This is a genomic window from Hymenobacter bucti, from assembly GCF_042681145.1.
GTDB lineage: Bacteria > Bacteroidota > Bacteroidia > Cytophagales > Hymenobacteraceae > Hymenobacter > Hymenobacter bucti.
Genome location: NZ_JBHUFD010000003.1, coordinates 263,691 through 279,717 on the forward strand (window position 1 = coordinate 263,691; position 16,027 = coordinate 279,717).

Below are 16,027 nucleotides of genomic sequence, written 5' to 3' on the forward strand. Positions count from 1 at the left end.
TAACTGGTTATTCTTAGGTAATTAATTTTTTGGTAAGCTGCTGCTTACCGCCCCCTGTATGCTAGACACTATCGAAAGCGCCATTGAGGATATCAAAGCCGGCAAGGTCGTGATTGTGGTCGATGACGAAGACCGCGAAAACGAGGGCGATTTTATCTGCGCCGCCCGCTGCGCCACGCCCGAAGTCATCAACTTTATGGCCACCCACGGCCGCGGCCTCGTGTGCGCGCCCATCACCGCCGAGCGCTGCGACGAGCTAGGCCTCGACCTGATGGTGGGCCGCAACACGGCCCTGCACGCCACGCCCTTTACCGTGTCGGTCGACTTGCTGACCAACGGCGTGACCACCGGCATCTCAGCCTCCGACCGCTCCAAGACCATTCTGGCCCTTATCGACCCGAACACTAAGCCCGAGGACCTAGGCAAGCCCGGCCACATCTTCCCGCTCAAGGCGCGCCCCGAAGGTGTGCTGCGCCGCGCCGGCCACACCGAGGCGGGCGTGGATTTGGCCCGCCTGGCGGGCTTCGAGCCGGCCGGCGTGCTGGTCGAGATTCTGAAGGAAGACGGCGAGATGGCCCGCCTGCCCGACCTCGAGAAAGTGGCCAAGCAGTGGGGTCTGAAGCTGATCTCGGTGCAGGACCTCATCAAGTACCGCCTGGCGCAGGAGAGCCTCATTCAGCGCGAAATCACGGTGAAGATGCCTACCGCGCACGGCGATTTTGACCTCTACGCCTACACCCAGCGCTCGAACGGCGCCCAGCACCTGGCTTTGGTGAAGGGCGATATTTCGGGTCCAGAGCCGGTGCTCATCCGGGTGCATTCGTCGTGCGTGACCGGCGATATCTTCGGCTCGTGCCGTTGCGACTGCGGCCCCCAGCTGCACCAGGCTATGGAGCAGATTGACCGCGAGGGCCGCGGCGTTATCGTGTACATGAACCAGGAGGGCCGCGGCATTGGCCTGCTCAACAAGCTGAAAGCCTACAAGCTCCAGGAAGCCGGCCGCGATACGGTGCAGGCCAACGAGGACCTAGGCTTCCGGGGCGACGAGCGCGACTACGGCGTGGGCGCGGCCATCATCCGCGACCTCGGCATCCGGCAGCTGCGCCTGCTCACCAACAACCCCAAGAAGCGCACCGGCCTCAGCGCTTACGGTATCGAAGTAGTCGAAACCGTGCCCATCGAGATTGTGCCCAATAAGCACAACCAGACCTACCTCACCACCAAGCGCGACAAGATGGGCCATGACATTTTGCAGAACATGAAGCCCGAGGCTGCTGCCTAGGGTCCCCGTTTGGCCAACGGCGCAGCGGCGCGGAGCACTGCTCCGCGCCGCTTTTTTGTGGGGTGCTGTATCATTGGGGCATGAAGAAAACCTTGCGGCGCTTCGGCGCCTTGGTGGCCGGCTTGCTGGCGGGCGCCCCCGCCGCCCAGGCCCAGCAGCCGGCCAAGCCGGTGCCCACGGCCGCCGAGCTGAAAAAGAATATCGCCCGCCTTGCCCAGGGCACCGAGGGCGAGAGCGTCGCCTTTGATAAGCTAAACGCCGCGACGGAGCGCCAGCTGGTAGCCTACCTGAAGACGCACGAGGTAACGGCCGCCGCGGCCAAAGCCCTGGGCCTGGGCTACACCGAGTCGAAGGACGCCGACCACCTCAAGGTGTTTACCTACTCGTGCTCCTCGGGCGGCACGCGGGGCACCATCAACCAGCCGGTGTTGCAGTGGCAGAATGCGGCGGGCCAGCGCTTTGCCTACGCCTGCCACGAGGAGTGCGACTTTGGCAAAATTTATAAGCTGGCCAGCCCCGGCCGCACGCTCTACCTGCTGCTAGGTCAGGAAACCGGCGACACCCGCTGCCTCACCAGCCAAGCCTACGTGGTAGAGCTGCGGGGTAATTACCTGCTGCTCGCCCCGGCCTTTGGCACCAGCCCGCTGCTTCGCTTGTGCAACGTAGAAATGGATTTTGATGCTGCCGCCCAGGTGCTGCACCTCGATTTGTCTGACGAGGAGGTACCCGAGTACAACGACGAAAACTTGGCCAAAGTAGGCTTCCGCCGCCAGGCTAGTACCAAGCAGCTGGCTCTGAAATTCAGCGGTGGGCGCTTTGTAAAGAGTCGGTAGGCTCCAGCTCACGGTGGCCCGGCGAGTACTCTAGCTTGTGCAGGTGCTGGAAGGGCCGCGCGGCGAGGTGGCGGCCATCTGCCAAAAAATCGCCCACGACGAGCGCCACAAGCACGCCTTTGTCTTGCCCGAGGGCACGGCGGCCAGCCGCACTCCCGACTGGCGCACGGGGTTTGTGGCGGCCGGCACGTAGGCCCTGCGCGCCACCACCAGCTGCTTGTCGCTGATAGACGAGCCCGGGCAGAGGCGCCGCTTCCTGGCCGATTTTGCTACTGCACGGGTCACGGACGAGTAATGCCTGGCAGCTCACCAAAAAGCCGACTACCTCCTGTGGAGAGCTAGTCGGCTTTTTACGTCCCACTTCCCTTAGCGCTGGGCTATGTCCGGCGCTAGCCAAGTGGCTGCGTAGAGCAGCGGCCCGGCGTAGAGGCACGCACTGCACGGGTGCACGGGCCGCGCCGCAAGGCGATGCGCGTGTGCGCACAGGCTGATGTAAGCCGGCCGCTGGAAGGAGGTAGGACACGTTTTCATAGCGCAAGAAAAGAGTGAGTAGCTAAGTAAGCAGCGCAGTTAAAGCTTGGTAGCTAAAACGTTGCCATGACCTAACTATAACAAATCTCAGCTTTATAAAGCGAAAATGCAATACCTGAAAAAAGGTATTTTCGTTATTTTTTCAGTTGCCAACCGGCCTAGCGCGGCAGCGGCCCAAACCACCGCAGCACGGGGTAGCGGCGGTAGCCGGGCTCGGCATAGGGCGAGTGCTGGTACACCCACTCGAGCTGGGTGGAGCCACTGGCGGCCAGGGTAGGGTCGGCCTTTTTGGCGGCTTCCAGCTGCTGGCGTACGGCGGGGTTCTGGGTCAAGAAATTCGCGGCCAGGTCCTCAAATACGTAGTCGGAGTAGTGTTCCTTCTGCTGTAATACGCTGTCGAAAAAGCCCCAGGCGAAGAACGAGTCGGTGGCCTGCGGCTCCAGGGCCTCTACGAGGTAGCGGCGGGCGGGGCCCTGCTCGGCCAGCACGGCCACATAGTCGCCGGTGTGCAGCGAGGTCGAATGGTGACTGCCGTATTCTGTTACCTGCACTTGGCTGTGTAAGTAATGACCCTCGTAAGGCCGGGTTACTGTCTTGTAGTTTTCGATGTCGTAAGTATGGGCGCTGCCTCCGAAGTTATCGTGATTGAAGCGGCGCAGCACCACACCATTGCGGCACAGATTGTCAAGAACTTCTGCCCAGGCCGCCGGCACGACGTAGGCCGTGGGCGCCTCCACTACCGCCGTGGGGCGGGCCGTGTTGTAGTAAGGTACGGGCCGGGTGTAGGGCTTGGCGCGGTCGTAGTAGAGGCGCGGCTGGCCGCTCACGGCGCTGGGCCGGTGCCCGGCCTCGTAGCCCCGGAACTGCACGGTAGTCGTGGCCGTGTCGCGCAGCGTCCAGGCCAGCGGAAAGCGCGTTTGGGTACCTAGGGCCTGGTCGGCGGCGGCGCGGGCGGCCAGCACGGCCGGCGCCTGCGCCGCCACGGTTTGCAGGTAGGTCACGAGCAGGTCGTAGGTGGCGCGCACGCGGGGCCCGAAGGCCTTGAGCATGTGCGTTTCGGGCATGAAGCCGATGCTGTTGAACAAGGCCGCGTAGCCGGTCGAGTAGCGCGGGCTTTCCAGAAAGTCACGCAGGCCGCTCTCGGGCGTTTCACCCGCAAAATCGACGTAGGGCGTCATGGGCCACTTTTTCTGGGCCATGCCGGCGTAGAGCGCGGGCAGCAGCTGGCCTTGCAAATAGTCCCCTAGGGCCGGCGCCAGCTTGTTGTGCTGCGTTGGAATAAGCGTGATGGTGTACTGATAATCGGCCCCGTTGGAGGTGTGGGTGTCCACGAAAATCTCGGGCCGCCACTTCTGAAACAAGGCCGCAAACGAGCGCGCATTGCGCGAGTCCTGCTTCACAAAGTCGCGGTTGAGGTCGAGGTGGCGCGCATTGCCCCGGAAGCCGTAGGCCTGCGGCCCGTTCTGGTTGGCGCGGGTGGTCGAGTTGCGGTTCAGCATCCCATCAATGTTATAAGCAGGGATGATAACGAGCGTGACTTTAGCGAGCAAAGGCCGTAATTTTTTGTCGCGCAGCACGTCGCGGGCCAGCAGCATGCTGGCGTCGATGCCCTCGGGCTCGCCGGGGTGAATGCCGTTCTGAACAAACAATACCGGCCGGCCCTGGGCCCGGCTGGCGGCGGGCTCGAAGGTGCCATCGGCCGAGAGCACGACCTCGTGTAAGGGCTGGCCGCTGTCGGTGGGGCCAGCCTCGCGCAGCCGCACGGCGGTGGGGTAGGCGGCGGCCAGTTCCTGGTAAAAGGCGATGCATTCGGCGTAGGTGGCCGTGGTGTTGTGCGCCGGGTCGCGCTCGAAGGGCGTGCGCAGCGGCGCGGGCGGGGTGGGGCCCGGGCCCGGGCGGGCACCTAGGGGCAGCGCGGCGAGCAGCGCCGCGGCAAGCAAAGTGGCGAAAAGCATGGGCGCGAAGGTCGGGCCGCCGGCCGGATTGACCTAGGGCCGCCCTTTACCGTACAGGTTGCCTAGGCCGGCTATCGCGCCTTTTCCGAACTCCGCATGTCTGATTCTCCCCGTCCCCTCATTCTCGTTTCCAACGACGACAGCCTCACCGCGCCCGGCATTGCGCACCTGGTGCGCATTCTGCACGAGCTAAATGCCGAAATTGTGGTCGTTGCCCCCGCCGCCCCGCAGTCGGGCATGGGGCACGCCATCACCATCGGCCACCCGTTGCGGCTCGATAAGTCCGACATTTTTGGCTCCGAGGTAGAGGCCTACGCCTGCTCGGGCACCCCGGCCGACTGCGTAAAAATCGCCAAGCACTACGTGCTCAAGAACCGCCGCCCCGACCTCGTGGTGTCGGGCATCAACCATGGTTCCAACTCGTCGGTAAACGTGCTGTACTCGGGCACCATGTCGGCGGCCATCGAGGCGGCCATTGAGGGGCTGCCCGCCATCGGCTTTTCGCTGTGCGAGTACGGCGACCACGCCGATTTTTCGCACGTGGGGCCCTGGGTGCGGCAGGTGTGCGAGCTGGCCTTGGCCCAGGGTATGCCGGCCCACACGGCCCTGAACGTGAACATTCCCAAAAACGCGGCCGGCCCCATCCAGGGCATCCGGCTGGCGCGGCAGGCCGATGCTAAGTGGCAGGAGGAGTTTGATCGCCGCCTCGACCCCTACCAGCGCCCCTATTACTGGCTGCAGGGCGCATTCGCCAACTTCGACCGTGGCCTCGACACCGACGAGGCGGCCCTGGCCGCGGGCTACGTATCGGTAGTGCCCTGCAAGTTTGACCTCACCAACTACGAGGGCCTGCAAGCGCTGGCCACCATGTGGCAGCTGCCGCTGCCCGAGGCCGGCGACGCAGCCACCCCGCCGCAGCCCCTGGCCAGCGAAGACTACGGCCCCGCCGCTGAGTAAAGCAGGTTAGTTAAGAGTTAAGAGGAAAAACTATTTTAACTCTTAACTAACCCGCCCTTGGTGCCGGCTCGTCCGGGCTTACTGGGCCTGGGCGGGCACGGCGCGCACCGTTTTGAGCGCCCGGGCGGCGCTGGGCGAACGGATAATCTGCACCGGGGCCAAGGGCTGCCGTCCCTGGCAGCGGCCCGCGCCCTGCCGCGCCCCGTGCCCCACGGGAGCCAGCAGCGCCGTCAGCAGCAGCACCAATCCAACCAAGCCAAGCAGTTTCATAGGACGTTCAGTTAACGTCTCAAATTACCGCCCGGGCCATGAATAAGGAGTGAATGAGTGAGTTGGCGAAGGGGTAAAGGGATGAGTTGGCGAAAGCGGGAAGGAGTTGTGTATTACTACCCCTATGTCATTCACCAATTCACTCCTTCACCAACTCACTTATTCACTACTCAGCCAGCCTTTGCGCCAGAAGTAAAAGAGCTGCCCCACCACGATGAGGGCCAGGATGCCCAGTAAAACGGGGTAGCCCCAGGGCTCATACAGCTCGGGCATGTTGAGCGGCAGCTTGTGGCCTTGCTGGTCTTCGGGCTGAAAATTCATGCCGTAGAGGCCCACCACGAAGCTGAGCGGTATAAAGATGGAGCTGATGATGGTCAGCACCTTCATCACCTCGTTCATGCGGTTGCTCTGGTCGGAGAGAAAGAGGTCGGCGAGCGACGAAATGTTGTCGCGGTAGCTCTCGGCCAGGTCCAGGGCCTGGATGGCGTGGTCGTAGGCATCGCGGTAGTACGCCTTGAGCTCCTCGGGCACTACTTCGTCGGGCATGCGCAGAATTTCCGCGATTTTATCGCGCTCGGGGTAGACAAGCCGCCGAAAGCGCACCACGTCCTTTTTGATGCGCAGGATGCGATTGAGCAGCCGCCGCTCGCGGCGTTCGGTAAAAATGCGGTCCTCTAGCTCCTCAATGTAGTCGCCGATGGCGGCCATGGTGGGGTAGTAGTGGTCGAGCACCACGTCGGTGAGGGCGTAGGCCAGGTAGCCGCTCGATTTGCGCCGCAGCTGGCTCAGGTTAGCCCGCAGGCGGTTGCGCAGCACTTCCAGGCAGTCGTCGTAGTCATCCTGAAAGCAGAGCACGTAGTTGGGCCCGGTAAAAATGGAGAGCTGGTCGTCGTTGATTTCCAGGTCGGCCGTGAAGTCGGCCATGCGCGAGACCAGAAACAGCCGGTTGTCGTCAAAGATTTCCACCTTGGCCCGCTGGTAGTCGCTGAGCACGTCTTCGAGCTGCAGCGGGTGCAGGCCAAAGTCATTCATTAGGCGCTCCATCAGGGGCAGGTCGCCGTAGCCGCGCACGTCGAGCCAGTGCTTGAGTTCGGGCTGGCTGCGGATGGCCGTCAGCAGCTCGTCGTAGCGGTCGGTAAACTCGTCCTCGGTGTAGCCCTGGTCGTTGTAAGAAAACAAAAACAGGCGCGGCTTGAGGGCGTTGGCCTTCACGCGCAGCGTGCCGGGGCGCTGGCCTACCTCTTGCTCGCGGGCCAGGCGCGTGGCCGCGCGGTCGCTAACGCGGTCGGCGCGGCCACGCATGGCCGCAGTGCTCGCTTGGGCCTCGGCCGGGGTGGGCGGCACCGCCAAAGGCAGCGGGTCGGGAAAATCCATGGAGTAAAAAAGCTGAACTATCCGAAAGATGGGGCCTAAATAGCAAACGGCCGGGCAGCCCGCGGCCCGCGGCCATACGCGGCCCTTGGCGGCCGGTTCTTATTTTTGCCCGTGGCAATTCCTGTTCCTGACTTTTCGCGGCCGGCTACCTGGCGCGTGCACGTGGCCCACACGCCGCCCGGCCAGCCGCCGGCGGCCCCGCGCCTGCCGCTGGCCTTCGAGCCTTTTTTGTTTCTGACGCCCGCCCACCAGGCCTTGCAGCCGCACGGGCTAGCCACGCTGGCGTGCTTTCTAGAAGACGTAGGCGCGGGCTACACCGTAGCGCAGCTCTACGTGGTGCTCGATGCCGCGGGGCCGGGCCTAGCGCGCTCGCCGGGCCAGGCCAGCTTTGGCGGCGTGCAGCTGGCGCCGGGCCTGCCCGCCAGCGCCCTGCTGCCGTTGCTGGAAGCGGCCGAAGCTGCGCTGCGCCAGCACCAGCAAATCCAGTTGGAGCTGCGCGGCTACGCGAGCTGCTACGACCCCGCCGGTGCCGCCGCCCTGGCCGAGGCGCTGGGCGCGCACGGCTACCGCGTGGCGCTAAGCGAGGACAGCTACTACCTGGCTACCGCCCACGACTACGAAACCCACCTGCACCGCTCCGAGCGCCGGCGCTTGCAGCGGTGCCGCCGGGCGGGCCTCGTGGTAGAGCAGGAGCCGCCCTACCTGGTGCCGGCCGCCTACGAGTTCATCGCCGCCTGCCGCCAGGAGCGCGGGCAATCACTGTCGCTGCCGCGCGCACGTATCGAGGCGTTGTTTCGAGCGTTTCCGCGGCAGCATTTTTTGTTTTCGGTGCGTAAGCCGGGTAGCGGCGATTGGGCCGCCCTCTCGGTTGCCATTCAGGTCAATAGCCGGGTGGTGTATAACCTGTACCACGCCAGCCCCCTCAGTGAGAATGACTTGAGCCCCGTGGTGCTCCTCAATGAAGGGCTGCACGCCTACGCCCGGTCCTCCGGGGCCGCCGCCGTCGACCTAGGTACCTCCATGCTGGCGAGTGGCCCCAACGAGCCCTTGCTGCGTTTTAAGCGCAACCTGGGCGGGGTGGCCGACCAGCGCCTAACCTGGCAAAAAACGCTGTAAGCCACCCCGGAATGCTGATGATGCGGTCGCTCCTCACCAGGCTTACTTTGCCCGCCGGAGGCATCTGGCGGAGCTTTGTGCGGGGCTCGCTGGGCACGGGCGTGGCGGTGCTGGCCCGGGCCGTGGGGGCGCTGGTGCTCAACAAGCTGCTGGCCATGTACGGCGGGGCCGGGGGCCTCACCCAGCTGGCGCAGTTCCAAAACCTGATGGGCCTATTCGGCGCCCTGCCCGCCGACGGCATCCAGATAGGCGCCACCACCCGCCTAGCGCCGCTACGGCCCGGCGCCGGGCGCTACCGGGCCTGGCTGGGGGCGGCCGGGGCGCTCACGCTGGGGGCGGTGGGCCTGGGCGGGCTAGTGCTAGGGTTAGCGGGCGGGCGCGAAAGGAACCTAGGGGCAGTGGCGGCTTTCACGCTGGGCATGGCCGCCGTGGCCAGCCAGGCGCTGCTGAGCACGGCCCTGCTGGCGGCGGGCCGCTGGCGCGCCTATGTGGCCCAAGCCGTGGCCCTTAGCCTGGGCGGCACCGGGGCGGCCGCTGGCGCCCTGCTGCTGCACCAGCCCCTGCCGCTGGTGCTGGGCTGCTACCTAGGCGGCCAGGCGCTGGTGCTGGTGCTCACTCTGAGACAGGCGCAGCGGGCCGGCTTGCTGCGGGGGCTGCGCTGGGCGCGGCCCAGCCGCCCGGCCCTGCGCGGCCTGCTGCGCTTCGTGCTGATGGCCAGCGGGCCGCTGCTGTTTGGGCGCGCGGTCGACTACGCGGTGCGGGCCTACCTCATGGGGCATTACTCGCCGGCCAGTACCGATTTGTGGCAGGCCGTGGCCCGGCTCTCCGACCACTACTCGCTGGTGGTGGGGGCGGTGCTGGGTACTGTTTTTTACCCCCGGCTGGCGGCGCTGGCGGCCGTGCCGGCCCAGGCCCGGCACTACCTGCGGGGCGTGCTGGCGCTGCTGGCCGGCGGGCTGGGCGCGGGCCTAGGGCTGGTTTTTGTGCTGCGCGACTGGCTGCTGCCCCTGCTATTTGCCCCGCGCCTGCTGGCCGCCCGCGAGCTGCTGGCCCCACAGCTGCTCGGCGATTGGGCCAAGTTTCTGGTCTGGGTGTTCTTGTACCAGCTGCTGGCCCGCGCCCGGCCGCTGCCCTACCTGGCGGTGCAGGCGGCTTCGGCCGCACTCTATACCGGGTTGCTGGCGGTGCTGCTGCCGCGCCTGGGCCTGGGCGGCGTGGTGTGGGCGCACGCCGCGCGCTACGGCGTGCTGCTGGTGGCGTGTGGGGCCGTGCAGCTGCTCAAGGGTCGGCAATAAGAAAAGCGTAAAACTTGCGCCACGTGCGTGCAATGACTACCGCTTTCAGGCGTCATTCCGAACGCTTGCACACTACCTCCTGCTCATTGTTAATTGCCAATTGCTCATTGAAAAAAGTGCCGCTCGTTACCATCATCGCCCTGTGCTACAATCATGCGTCGTTTTTGCGGCAGGCCCTCGATTCCATCCTGGCCCAGGACTACCCGCACCTAGAGGTGTGGCTGGTCGATGATGCCAGCCAGGACGACAGCCCTGCCATATTGCGCGAATATGCCCGAGCCCACCCCAGCTGGCACCTGCTGCTGCTGCCCCACAACCTGCGCAATTGCCGGGCTTTCAACCAGGCGTTTTTCCAAAGCAAGGGCGCCTACGTGCTCGATTTTGCCACCGACGACGTGCTGCTGCCGCCCCGCATCAGCCAGCAGGTGGCCCTATTCGAGCGCCTAGGTCCTGGGTACGGCATCGTGTACTCCAATGCCGAGCTCATTGATGAGCAGGGCGCGGTGCTGCGCCGGCACCACCGCCCCGATGGGCGCGGGGGGCTGCTGCCCCGGCCGGCCAGCGGCTGGGTGCTGGCCGACGTGCTGGGGCGCTATTTCATTTGCTCGCCCACCATGCTGGTGCGCCGCGAGGTGCTAGTGCGCCTCGGCGGCTACGACGAAGCGCTAACCTTTGAGGACTTCGACCTGTGGGTGCGAGCCAGCCCCGACTGGCAGTTTCACTACCAGGATGCGGTCACGACCCAGCGCCGCCTGCACCCACGCTCCATGTCCACGCGCGCCTACCAGCCCCACGACCCCTACCTGCTCTCCAACATTGCGGTGTGCCGCAAGGCCGTGGCCCTCGTGCGCACGCCCGCCGAGCGCGCCGCCCTAGGCGTGCGCCTGCGCTGGGAGCTGCTGCAAGCTCTGCGCCACCGCCAGTGGTCGGCCGCCCGCGACTTGGCCGATTTGCTGCACCTTGCCGGCCGCCGCCACCCGCTCGATTTTGCGCTGGGCCTGCTGGCCCGCCGGCGCGGCCGGTAAGCGGCGAAACCCCCGACCCAGCGGCCGGCTACTCAAAAAAATCGCTGGGGTCGGCTTGGCTGAGGTATTTCTTCAACTTGCCTAAATCGCCAAAATAGGGGAGTACCCAGTGCATGAACTGCCGCACGGCGTTGAGGTCATCGACATAAACCAGAAAGACATCCTCTTGCTCGTCAAACTCCAGCTGGTCGAGCAAGCCGGGCTGATACTCCTCGATAATAGTCTCGATGTGCTCGCGCCAGGAGGAGCCGTCGCCGCCGTAGCCATAGTCCTCAAACACGTTGAGGTAGTCGTCCAGGGCGTCCGTTTCGGCGAAAATAACAAACTGGTGGGCCGGGTCGGCGCCGGCCTTGGCGGCTGCAACTTTAAAGGGAAACGTAGAAGCCATAGTGAAAGGTGTGTAGAGCAAATAGCCAGTTTAGGGTGCCAGCGCTAGGCTAGCCGGCCGTTGGCGCGTGCGGCAAGCACCATGCGAGGCTTGGCACTGGCTGCACCTAGGTAGGCAGATAAGAAGAGCAGAAATGACACACAAACAGCCAACTAAAAATAAGCCCGACTATAACTGCTGAGACGAAAGTACTACCTAAGTGAAAATAAAGGAAATAAGGCCGCCGCCGGAAGTCGGAATAAGCCCATCGATTTCTTGTGAAAACTGCTGGGGTCGCCTCCCCGCACTTGCCTGGCCCGCGTATTCGTCAATAAGATACCACTTAAAAACCGGGGCGCAAAATGCTTGCCCCAGGCCGGACTGCGCGCTGGTCGGGATAACCCATTGGCTGCCCACGGATTGACGCCGGAAGCCGGGGCCGTGCCCCGGCAGACGGGGGCTGAAAACCAGCCGGGCGGTTTTGCAGGTCCCAACCTTTGCGTAGCTTTAGTGCCACGACCGGTCCATCCCGCCCATGCTTCCCGACCAGTTTTCCACCGACTTTTTGCAAGTCGCCTACCGCCCCGACCTCGGCCAGCTCACGGGCCGCTGGCTGCGCTCGGTCACGGAGCCCGAGCTGCACCAGGGCTACGAAGCCCTGCGCCAGGCTGCCCGGCACCACCGCTGCGGCCACTGGCTCATCGACTCGCGCCGCCGCACCAACCGCAGCTTCAATGGCCCCGAGTGGGTAACCACGCAGTTCTTGCCTAGGGTGCAGCAGGAGCTTGGCACGCCCCTGAGCGTGTGCTTTTTGGTGTTGCCCGACTACCTAAGCAACCTGCCGGCCAGCGCCCACGAGGCAGCTGGCAGCGCGGTGCAGTTTGCTCGCTTTCTGGACGAGGGCGCGGCCAATGCCTGGCTGGCCAGCCGGCAAGTGGCCACCACCTAGACCGCGCGGGCGGGGTGAGGCGCGGTTTAGCCGTTGGCCTAGCCCCGCCGGCGCCAGAAGAACAAGCCCACGCAGGCCGCCGCCAGCCCCAGAATGAGGGCATCGCGCCCGTGCTGGCCGCTTTGCGCGTCGGCCAGGTCGGCGGCCAGGGTGCGTTGGCGCTCGGCGGCTTGCTTCTCGCGCTGTTGGGCATTGAGCAGGTCGTTTTGAAACTCGCTGATGCGCTGCGCGGTCAGGTTGCGGTCGTCGCGGCCGGTGTTTTGCAGGGTGTTGGCCGTAGTTTGGGCCTGCTGGGCCGTCTGGTTGAGTATGGCCACTATCTCCTCGTCCTTGTTCACAATGCCTTGCAGCGCATCTACCACTTCCTGCAAGTCTTTCTTGCTAGGCTTGTCAGTAAGGCCAAATAGGCTGTGGCGCTGCGCGTTAGCTTCGGCATAGCGCTGGGTAAGCACCCGGCGCTCGGCCAGTAGGTGCGTGAGAGGCGAGTCGGGTTGGGCGGTGGCCGTGGCGGCACCTAGCAGCAGGCCTGCCAATAAAGAAATACGCATAGCAAGGGGTAGTAGGACGTGCTGCACCTACGGCCTACCCGCTCGCAATGTTGAACCGCAGCCAGGTGCCTACCGTGGCCTGCTTAGTTCATCACCCGGGCCAAGGTGCGGATAATACGCCCCGCGCGCGACTTAACGGTACCTAGGGGTAGGTGCAGCTCTTCGGCAGCTTCTACTTGGGTGTAGCCTTGCAGATACAGCAAATCAAGCAGTTGCCGGTCGCTTGGGCCCAGCAGCAGCAGCCAGTCACGCACCCCGATGTGCTCGGGCCGGAAGGTGGCCGGCGCGGGCCGGTTGGGCGCGGTTTCCTCAGTGAGCGAGTACGTGCGCTGCGCATCGCGGTAGCGCTGGTCGCGCAGGTGGTCGATGGCTAGGTTACGCGCAATGTTCAGGGCCCAGGTAAAAAGCCGGCCCCGGCCAGCATCATACCTAGGAAAGGCCAGCCAAAACTTGACCATGCTTTCCTGCAAAATGTCTTCGGCTAGCTCATCTTGGCGCACAATACGCCAGATGGTATAATACAAAGCTTTCCCATAATTCTTATAGAAGAGGCCCATCGCTGCCTCGTCCCGGGCGTATAAGCGGCGAACAAGTTCTTCTTCAGCATCTTGCTCCAATAGCTTCATCAGCAGGTCCCAAGTGGTAAGGCAGGACCTACGCTTACCTAGGGGGGGCTGGATTTAGATATTAGCAAGAATAAATAAAATAGGTTTCGGAACCTTTCTAGCTCTTGCCGCTTACCATCCGCGATATCAGGCCGTGGTCTTTGGTAAGCTCGGCCCATACTACGCCCACTACGTGCCCCACCACAAAGGCAATGAGCAAGTACATGGTCACGTTGTGCACTTCCTTCACCGAATGCTCGATGCGGTGCAGCCAAGCCACATCATCAGCCCAGGTAAGGGCCAGGCCCGTAACCACCATTACGCTGATAAACAAGTAGAAAGCGGCGTAAGAAAGCTTAATCAGCAGCTCGTGGCGGGCGTCGGCGTGCCCGGCGGGCGGCACCAGCCGGTAGTGGCGGGCCGCCGCCGCTAGCCGCGCCGTAAAGCGGCGCTCGGGCGGCGCAGTTAGCTGCAGGACCAGCCAGTAGACCCAGAAAGCGGCCAGCGCCAGCCCGATGGCGATGTGCCAGTCCCAGAGGCGCTCACTCATCAGGCGGGCAATGCCCATGCCCTGCGCTTTGGTTAGCGTGCCACCCGCCCGCTGCGCCGCCGCCTGAAACTCAGGTACCAGCGCTTTGGGCTTAACGATAACTTTGATGAATAGAATCGTAATCAGCTGCCCGGCTACCAGCAGCGCATTGCCCCAGTGCCACACCCGCAGCGGCGCCGAATAATCGTGGGTCGAAAGCGGCGCAGCGGCGGGAGTGGTAGTTGGGAGCATACGGGAACGAGGCAGTTAGGCTAGCTGCGCGGCGGGCTCGGCTACTTCGGCCGCCACCGTGCGGCCGGGGTAGGCCAGCAGGGCGTGAGCGAGGCAGGTAAGCGCGGCTGCTAGGTCGGTAAGATTCAGTACGTAAGCAAGACGCACTTGTTGGCGGCCCAGGTCCGGGGTATGGTAAAACCCATTGGCCGGCGACAGCATCAGGGTTTGATTTTCGTAGGTAAAATCGGTGAGCAGCCACTCGCCAAAGCGCTCGGCATCGTCTACGGGCAGGTGGGCCATCACGTAAAAGGCGCCGCCCGGTACCGGGCACTGCACGCCGGGCATAGCCTGCAAGCGCGCCACCGTGAGGTCGCGCCGGGCCTGGTACTCGGCGCGGTTTTCGTCAAAGTAGCTTTCGGGCAGGTCTACGGCGGCCTCGCCCAGCAGCATACCTAGGCCGGGTGGACTGATGCGCATCTGGGCGAAGTGAAACGCGGCCTGGTACACTGCCTTATTGCGCGTGACGAGCGAGCCCACGCGAGCCCCGCAGGCGCTGTAGCGCTTCGAGATGGTATCCATCACCACTGCGTGCGCTTCGCCGCCGGGCAGATTGAGGGCGCTAATGGAGCTAGCCCCGTCGTAGCAGTACTCGCGGTAGGCCTCGTCTGAGAGCAGATACAGCCCGTGGCGCTGGCACAGACCTAGGAGGTCTTCCAGCTCGCGGCGGGTGTACACGTGGCCCGTGGGGTTGCTGGGGTTGCAAAGCAGAATAGCCTTGGTGCGCGGCGTGATAACGTGCTCAAAAGCAGCCAGCGGTGGCAAGGCAAAGCCATCCTCGATGGTGGCCGTCACGGTCACGATGTGCACGCCGGCCGCAATGGCAAAGGCCGAGTACGTGCCGTAGAAGGGTTCGGGTATCACAACCTCATCGCCGGGGTTGAGGCAGGTGAGCAGGGCAAACAAGATGGCTTCGCTGCCCGCCGTAGTCACGAGTATTTCTTCGGTGCTGACCTCGATGCCCGCGCGGTGGTAGTAAGCGGCTAGCTTCTGGCGGTAGCTATCGGTGCCCGCGCCGTGGCTATAGGCCAGCACCCGGATGTCGGCCTTGCGCACGGCTTCAAACAGGCTGGGCGGCGTGGCAATGTCGGGCTGACCAATATTGAGGTGGTATACTTTTTTGCCTTGCTGCTTGGCAGCCTCGGCAAAAGGGGCCAGCTTGCGGAAGGGCGAAGCAGGCATGGCCTGCCCACGCTCCGAGATAGCTAATGACATAAGTTGGGCGGTAATGGGTAACGGATAAAAATCAGGAAAACGTAAAAATACAAAAATGTGAAGCTACCGGCCCAAAATTGACGCGCCGGCAGCTTCACATATTGCGAGTTACGCTTTTTAACCCTAGGGCTAGCCGTTGCGCTTGTTCAATTCATCGCGGATTTTCGCCGCTTTTTCGTAGTCTTCTTTTTCCAGCGCTTGCGACAGCATCTTGCTGAGCTCCTCTACCGGCACTTGGCCGCTCGGCTCTTTGGGCTCGGTGGGGCGGGGGGTAGGCGCGGGGCTGTCGTCCTCGTCGTCCTCATCATCGCGGTCCTGGTCGTCCTCATCCTCTTCGCCAGCCTCGTCGAGGTCAGAAAGAATGATACCGGCCTCACTCAGAACGCTTTCGACCGTGAAAATCGGCACGCCGAAGCGCAGGCCAATGGCAATGGCGTCGGAGGGGCGGGCGTCGATTTCAAACGTGGTGGCCCCGTCGGAGCACACGATGCGCGAGTAGAAGACGCCCTCTTTCAGGTCCGAGATAACTACTTCGATGATAACCACGTGCACGTGCTCGGCGAAGGCCTTGAACAGGTCGTGGGTGAGGGGCCTGTTGGGGCTAATCTTCTCAATTTGAATGGCAATGCTCTGGGCCTCAAACATGCCGATAATAATCGGCAGGCGGCGGTTGCCGTGCTTCTCACCCAAAATGAGGGCGAAGGAGCCGGACTGCGACTGCGAGGAGGATAAGCCCAGGATTTCGAGCGGAATTTTTTTCAAGGGGTCGCGGGGACGTTCAGGTCCGGGAAACTGGTACTAAGGTTCTGTACGACAAAGAAAGCGATGAAGGCCGTAATAGAACGGAGAAATTCGCCTAGAGTGTCGGAAAAGCAAAAATAAGCA

Annotated in this window: 18 protein-coding genes; 8 read left to right on the forward strand and 10 right to left on the reverse strand. The window is 63.7% G+C overall.

Features of this window, described 5'->3' with window-relative positions; all coding sequences use genetic code 11:
• Positions 1–58: 58 nt before the first annotated feature.
• The 3 genes from ACFSDX_RS08830 (at position 59) to ACFSDX_RS08840 (ending at position 2,308) form a co-directional block, all read left to right on the forward strand.
• Positions 59–1,282 (forward strand): bifunctional 3,4-dihydroxy-2-butanone-4-phosphate synthase/GTP cyclohydrolase II, encoded by a 1,224-nt coding sequence (locus tag ACFSDX_RS08830; protein WP_382312968.1) that lies wholly within the window; start codon positions 59–61, stop codon positions 1,280–1,282.
• Between the two features lie 80 nt (positions 1,283–1,362).
• Complete coding sequence (locus ACFSDX_RS08835) at positions 1,363–2,115, forward strand: hypothetical protein (protein WP_382312969.1); 753 nt, start codon at positions 1,363–1,365, stop codon at positions 2,113–2,115.
• 37 nt (positions 2,116–2,152) lie between these two features.
• Positions 2,153–2,308, forward strand: coding sequence for a BLUF domain-containing protein (locus ACFSDX_RS08840; RefSeq protein WP_382312970.1), 156 nt, complete (start codon positions 2,153–2,155; stop codon positions 2,306–2,308).
• A gap of 173 nt (positions 2,309–2,481) precedes the next feature.
• Here ACFSDX_RS08840 and ACFSDX_RS08845 read toward each other — a convergent pair whose 3' ends face one another.
• Together ACFSDX_RS08845 and ACFSDX_RS08850 are read right to left on the reverse strand one after the other, a co-directional pair.
• Positions 2,482–2,646, reverse strand: a complete 165-nt coding sequence (locus ACFSDX_RS08845) for a hypothetical protein (protein ID WP_382312971.1) — start codon at positions 2,644–2,646, stop codon at positions 2,482–2,484.
• Positions 2,647–2,804: 158 nt separating this feature from the next.
• Positions 2,805–4,601, reverse strand: a complete 1,797-nt coding sequence (locus ACFSDX_RS08850) for a M14 family metallopeptidase (RefSeq protein ID WP_382312972.1) — start codon at positions 4,599–4,601, stop codon at positions 2,805–2,807.
• Between the two features lie 96 nt (positions 4,602–4,697).
• On the opposite strand from ACFSDX_RS08850, the gene surE reads away from it, so the two are divergent.
• The gene (gene surE / locus ACFSDX_RS08855; protein WP_382312973.1) at positions 4,698–5,558 is read left to right on the forward strand and encodes a 5'/3'-nucleotidase SurE; all 861 of its coding nucleotides are present in this window, start codon (positions 4,698–4,700) and stop codon (positions 5,556–5,558) included.
• 78 nt (positions 5,559–5,636) lie between these two features.
• Here the strand turns inward: surE and ACFSDX_RS08860 are convergent, their stop codons facing one another.
• Both ACFSDX_RS08860 and corA read right to left on the reverse strand, forming a co-directional pair.
• Positions 5,637–5,828 (reverse strand): hypothetical protein, encoded by a 192-nt coding sequence (locus ACFSDX_RS08860; protein ID WP_382312974.1) that lies wholly within the window; start codon positions 5,826–5,828, stop codon positions 5,637–5,639.
• 159 nt (positions 5,829–5,987) lie between these two features.
• Positions 5,988–7,202, reverse strand: coding sequence for a magnesium/cobalt transporter CorA (gene corA, locus ACFSDX_RS08865; RefSeq protein ID WP_382312975.1), 1,215 nt, complete (start codon positions 7,200–7,202; stop codon positions 5,988–5,990).
• Positions 7,203–7,313: 111 nt separating this feature from the next.
• Here corA and ACFSDX_RS08870 point away from each other — a divergent pair, with 111 nt between their 5' ends.
• The 3 genes from ACFSDX_RS08870 (at position 7,314) to ACFSDX_RS08880 (ending at position 10,638) form a co-directional block, all read left to right on the forward strand.
• The gene (locus ACFSDX_RS08870; RefSeq protein ID WP_382312976.1) at positions 7,314–8,318 is read left to right on the forward strand and encodes a hypothetical protein; all 1,005 of its coding nucleotides are present in this window, start codon (positions 7,314–7,316) and stop codon (positions 8,316–8,318) included.
• Between the two features lie 17 nt (positions 8,319–8,335).
• A complete protein-coding gene (locus tag ACFSDX_RS08875) occupies positions 8,336–9,613 on the forward strand; it encodes an MATE family efflux transporter (RefSeq protein WP_382312977.1) in 1,278 nt (425 codons plus the stop codon).
• Positions 9,614–9,729: 116 nt separating this feature from the next.
• On the forward strand, positions 9,730–10,638 hold the full coding sequence (locus ACFSDX_RS08880) for a glycosyltransferase (RefSeq protein ID WP_382313777.1): 909 nt from the start codon (positions 9,730–9,732) through the stop codon (positions 10,636–10,638).
• A 28-nt stretch (positions 10,639–10,666) separates the two neighbouring features.
• On the opposite strand, the gene ACFSDX_RS08885 is transcribed toward ACFSDX_RS08880, so the two are convergent.
• Entirely contained in the window at positions 10,667–11,026 is a 360-nt protein-coding gene (locus ACFSDX_RS08885; RefSeq protein WP_382312979.1) for an Imm51 family immunity protein, read from the reverse strand.
• A 514-nt stretch (positions 11,027–11,540) separates the two neighbouring features.
• Here ACFSDX_RS08885 and ACFSDX_RS08890 point away from each other — a divergent pair.
• Positions 11,541–11,954 carry a hypothetical protein gene (locus tag ACFSDX_RS08890; RefSeq protein ID WP_382312980.1) on the forward strand — a complete coding sequence of 138 codons (414 nt, stop codon included), beginning with the start codon at positions 11,541–11,543 and terminating at the stop codon, positions 11,952–11,954.
• A 38-nt stretch (positions 11,955–11,992) separates the two neighbouring features.
• Here ACFSDX_RS08890 and ACFSDX_RS08895 read toward each other — a convergent pair whose 3' ends face one another.
• From ACFSDX_RS08895 to ACFSDX_RS08915, 5 genes are all read right to left on the reverse strand, one after another.
• Positions 11,993–12,502 (reverse strand): hypothetical protein, encoded by a 510-nt coding sequence (locus ACFSDX_RS08895; protein WP_382312982.1) that lies wholly within the window; start codon positions 12,500–12,502, stop codon positions 11,993–11,995.
• 83 nt (positions 12,503–12,585) lie between these two features.
• Positions 12,586–13,128, reverse strand: coding sequence for an RNA polymerase sigma factor (locus ACFSDX_RS08900; protein WP_382312983.1), 543 nt, complete (start codon positions 13,126–13,128; stop codon positions 12,586–12,588).
• A 97-nt stretch (positions 13,129–13,225) separates the two neighbouring features.
• A complete protein-coding gene (locus ACFSDX_RS08905) occupies positions 13,226–13,888 on the reverse strand; it encodes a cytochrome b/b6 domain-containing protein (protein ID WP_382312984.1) in 663 nt (220 codons plus the stop codon).
• Between the two features lie 15 nt (positions 13,889–13,903).
• Positions 13,904–15,142 (reverse strand): pyridoxal phosphate-dependent aminotransferase, encoded by a 1,239-nt coding sequence (locus ACFSDX_RS08910; RefSeq protein WP_382312985.1) that lies wholly within the window; start codon positions 15,140–15,142, stop codon positions 13,904–13,906.
• Between the two features lie 129 nt (positions 15,143–15,271).
• Positions 15,272–15,904 carry a bifunctional nuclease family protein gene (locus ACFSDX_RS08915; RefSeq protein ID WP_382312986.1) on the reverse strand — a complete coding sequence of 211 codons (633 nt, stop codon included), beginning with the start codon at positions 15,902–15,904 and terminating at the stop codon, positions 15,272–15,274.
• Positions 15,905–16,027 lie beyond the last annotated feature (123 nt).